2 protein-coding genes and 1 pseudogene are annotated in these 3,407 nt (G+C 75.2%); 2 read left to right on the forward strand and 1 reads right to left on the reverse strand.

Annotated elements, in window-relative coordinates:
* Positions 1-1,326: gluconokinase (locus tag KBX39_RS26870; protein ID WP_210873137.1), on the reverse strand; the 1,326-nt coding region annotated here is incomplete at its 3' end.
* Positions 1,327-1,570: 244 nt separating this feature from the next.
* On the opposite strand from KBX39_RS26870, the gene KBX39_RS26875 reads away from it, so the two are divergent.
* Entirely contained in the window at positions 1,571-2,725 is a 1,155-nt protein-coding gene (locus KBX39_RS26875; RefSeq protein WP_043326319.1) for a hypothetical protein, read from the forward strand.
* A gap of 42 nt (positions 2,726-2,767) precedes the next feature.
* A pseudogene (locus KBX39_RS26880) lies at positions 2,768-3,407 on the forward strand (aminoglycoside phosphotransferase family protein); the annotation flags it as partial.

Genomic DNA, 3,407 nt, shown 5'->3' on the forward strand with positions numbered 1-3,407 from the left:
CATGCCGAGCAGCGCCGCGCCGAAGCCGGACCCCTCGTGCCCGGCGGGGAACCGCACCGGCATGCCGAGCGCGTCGGCGAGGATCTGCCGCCACAGCGGGCTGCGGGCGAAGCCGCCGCTGGCGCGGACCTCGCGTACCTCGTTGCCGGCCGCCCGGACCGAGGCGAGGACCAGCGCGAGTTGCTGGCAGACGCCCTCCAGTGCGGCCCGGACCAGGTGCGCCCGGCCGTGGCCGTGGGTCAGCCCGACGTACGCGCCGCGCGGCAGCGCGCTCCAGTGTGGTGCCCGTTCGCTGAGCAGGTACGGCAGCATGATCAGCCCGCCGGAGCCGACCGGCGCCGTGGCGGCCAGGTCGAGCAGTTCCTCCTCGGCGTGCTCGCCCAGTTCGGGGGCGAGCGCGTCGTTCGCCCACTGGAGGACGATCCCGCCGTTGTTGATGGCGCCGCCTACCACCCAGCGGTCCTCGCTGAGGGCGTAGCAGAACACGCCGCCGAGCGGGTCCACGCCGGGGCGTTCCACCATCACCCGCATCGCGCCGCTGGTGCCGATCGAGCAGGCCACCACGCCGGGGCGCACCGCGCCGAGGCCGAGGTTGGCCAGCGGCCCGTCGCCGGCGCCCACCACCAGCGGGGTGTCCGCCGGCAGGCCGGTGGCCCGCGCCGCCTCGGCGGTGAGCCCGGGCAGCACGTGCGTGGTGGGTACGAGCTGGGGGAGCTGCTCCTCGGTGATGCCGGCCAGGCGTAGCGCCTCGGTGTCCCAGGCCAGCCGGTGGATGTCCATCAGCCCGCTGGCGGAGGCGACCGAGTGGTCGGTGACGAGCGCGTCGGCGAGCCGCCGCAGCACCAGATCCTTGATGCCGACCCAGTGCGCGACCCGCTCGTGCAGTTTCGGCTCCTGCTCGGCGAACCAGACCAGCTTGGGCAGCGGCGCCATCGGGTGCACCGGGGTGCCGGTGCGGCGGTGCAGCGCGAGCCCGGACGGCACCGCCCGCAGCCGCTCGGCCTGCGCGCTGGCCCGGGAATCGGCCCAGGTGATCGACGGGGTCAGCGGGGTGCCGTCGGCGTCCAGCCCGATCAGGCTGTGCATGGCGGTGCTGAACGACAGGCCGGCGATCGGCACGGCCAGCTCGTCGACGACCGCGCGGATGACGCCGAGCACCGCTTCGTAGATGAGGTCCGGGTCCTGCTCGGCCCAGCCGGGGTTCGGCTCCTCCAGCGGGTAACCGATCGAGTGGCTCGCCAGTTGCCGGCCGGAGGTGTCGAACGCGACCGCCTTGGAACTGGTGGTGCCGATGTCCACGCCCACCACGACGGCCGGGTCGCCCACCGGTGCACCTCCTCGCCGCCCGGGGGCCGCGGTACGCCCCGCTGTGCGGCTGACGTTACCGACGTGCTCCCGCGCGCGCATGACGAAGCAGCGCCGCCGGGAAGCGCGGGGGAGTTTCCGTCGATAGTGTCGGTCAATCAGCCGATCGGTCTAATTGGCGACTTTCGCGTGTCTTCGTACCCCTGCCGGATCGTTGACATGAATGACACCCCGATTGGTGGGCTCGCGCGGCGGAGGAGTCGGCGTGACGAAGACTGATTCGACGGGTTCCACATGGCGGTACCGGTGGGCGCACCGGCAGAACGAACGGCGGCAGCGGGCCTTCCGCGCGGCCGACGAGGCGTGGCGACGCCGCGACGACGAGCTGCGCCGCCTGCGTACGCTCGCGGTGTCCTTCCACGGCTCGGCCCAGGCGGGCGTCGGCCTGCCGATGGAGCTGGCCCCCGGCGAGGTGGTCTTCTGGACGCTCCCGGCCGCGCAACTGGTGGAGGTCCGGCACACCGCCGTGCTGCCCGCCCCCGAGCTGACGGTCGACCCCGACCCGCCCGTGCTGCGCCCGCGCCGCCCCGAGGGCGTCAAGGTGGTCGACGCCGGGCTCGCCGTGCTCACCAACCGCCGGCTGGTGCTGCTCGGCGGGCGAGGCCGGCGCGACTGGGCGTACGGCCGGATGACCGGCCTGTCCCACGACCCCGGCGCGCCGGTCACCCTGATCCAGGTGCTGGACCGGCGACGTACCTCCGGGTTGCTGCTGCCCACCGGCGCGGTGGCCGACTTCCGGTTCACGCTCACGCTCGCGTTCGCCGACGCGATCGAGCAGCGCGCCGCGGTCGTGGCCGAGCTGGACGAGCTGATCGAGGAACACGCGGCGGAGCGCCCCCAGCGCCCGCCCGTGCTCACCCCCGCCCAGGCCCGGGTCTCCGCGCTGGTGCCCGGCGGCCGGCGCACGGTGGCCGTCGGCGCGGCGCTCGCGCTCGTCGTCCCGGCGATGCTCTTCGAGTCCAACCCGCCGACCCGGGCCGGCTCGGAGCGCGCCGTCGCGGCCACCCCGGCGGCCACCGGCACTCCCGCGCCACCGCAGGTCGCGCCCGCCGTCCAGGTCCGGCCCACGACCAGCCCCGAGCCGTCGCGCGCCCGTCCCGCGCCGCCGCGCGGCACGCCCCAGCCGCCGGTCGAGCGCCGCTGCGGCGCCCCGGCGAACCCCTTCGGGTACGACTTCTGCGGCGGCCAGCGAATCCGCAGGCCGGCCGCCGGGGTGTGCGACTGGTTCGAGTGCGTACCCGGGTTCTGGTCTGATCGCGGCTGGCTGGTGCAGTGCCGCGACGGCTCGATCAGCCGCACGGGTGGCCAGCGCGACGTGTGCGCCGGGCACCAGGGGTTGCGCCGCACCGTCTGGCGCTGAATCCGCTCGCCTCCCGTCGGGGCGTCCGGCTACCGTCCGGCCGTGTCCCGCACCGTCACGCTGATCCTGCTCGACGCCGCTGGCCGTCCGCTCGGCGCGCTGCCGTCGTTCGACGTACCGGAGCCGTGGTGGCAGGAGGTCGCCTCGATCGTGGCCGAGGTTCGTCGTCGTCACGGTCTGGAAGTCGCCGTGCTGCGGCTGCTCGACGCCGACCGTCCCGCGCCGCCCGGCGGCCACGTCCGCTACCTGGCGCAGACCGCCGACGCTCCCGCCGTACCCCTGGAACCGGTTGCCGTGGACCTCGCGCCGCACCCGCTGCGCCAGCCGTGGGCGCAGGCCGGCGGCCCGGCGCGCAGCGTCGCCTGGGCGGCGGGTGAGCTGCGCCGGCTCGGCCGTCGGGTGACGGCGGTGGCGCAGCAGCGCACCTGGAACCTCTCCGCCATCTGGTGCCTGGACACCGACGCGGGCCCTACGTGGCTGAAGCAGCTACCGCCCTTCGCCCGCCACGAGCCCACGGTCCTGGCGTTCCCCGGTGACCCGAACTCCTTGGTCAACGGGCCGACGGTGCTCGCCGCCGACGGGGAGGGGCGGATGCTGCTGGCGGACGTGCCGGGGCAGGACCGGTACGGGGCCGGGGAAGGGGAGCGTGCCTCCATCGCGGTAGAGCATCACGCGGTGCAAC

Source organism: Micromonospora sp. D75 (assembly GCF_018070405.1).
GTDB classification, from domain to species: domain Bacteria; phylum Actinomycetota; class Actinomycetes; order Mycobacteriales; family Micromonosporaceae; genus Micromonospora; species Micromonospora chalcea.